The 906-nt window shown below is 51.1% G+C and carries 1 protein-coding gene; it reads right to left on the bottom strand.

Annotated features, from left to right (window positions below):
• Nucleotides 1-891: DUF3150 domain-containing protein (locus BHE89_RS18730; protein WP_128860720.1), on the bottom strand; the 891-nt coding region annotated here is incomplete at its 3' end.
• Nucleotides 892-906 lie beyond the last annotated feature (15 nt).

Raw genomic sequence — 906 nt, forward strand, 5'->3', positions numbered from 1 at the left:
GTCCCCCATCTGGGCTCCCGAACCGCCAATGTCATTAGCCATGCCCTCTACAGTAATCGAGCCATTGGCATACTGCTCGATGCGGTCCCTCTCGCTCATGATCAGCACAGCGGCCACGACCTGATAAAAGAAAGGCGCAACGATGTTTCGGCCATCGGCATGTTGCTCGTATCCCCGGAGGGTTTGGTCGAGCAGCTTGACCAGAGGGTTAAAAGCGCTGTTCAGGAAGCTAAGCCCATCCACCTTGTCGCGGATGTTACGGAGTGTCTGCCGAGTAGTGACCGCACATTGGTCTCGACCGGCCAAACGTTCCATATAGAACTTATTCGCTTCCTGAACCACTTCGGAGATGAGATCGTCACCCAGGCGCTCAACCTTGCGGTTAAGGCGTTTGGCGTTGGCCTCATCTTCGTTCACAGGCTGGATCATGAACACCTGGTACTCAAAGCCAATCCGCTCCTCGACCGTTTCCTTTGGAAGGGCTCCGGCACGGATAGCTCGTTCATACTCAGGGTTCTCCTGACACCATTCATCCACGGCTTTGTTGTAACCTTTGATGAAATCCTGTTTCAGTTGGTTAAACTGAAAGTTGATGTCATTCAGCTTGTTACAGATTTCATCGGTCTTGCTGACGGGTACGGCAAATCCGTTCATGAACGGCATACCGAATTTCAGCAGGAGGCGACGAGTTTCTGTTTTCAGGCGATGAAAGCCTTTCAGCTTAGCCGGATCACAGATCTTCTTACTTCCCAGTTGAGCTACTTTCTCAGGTGGAATTTCACCACCCTCGCCCAGCTTGAGATCAGATGCAGACAAACGGGTTTGTCCACTCCAGATGTCAAAGTCTACGTGGATAACACAGAGGCTTTGTAGATGGTTCACTTTAGTCATGATGCACTCCAAAAA

This window comes from Shigella sp. FC1967, assembly GCF_001743005.1.
GTDB lineage: Bacteria > Pseudomonadota > Gammaproteobacteria > Enterobacterales > Enterobacteriaceae > Proteus.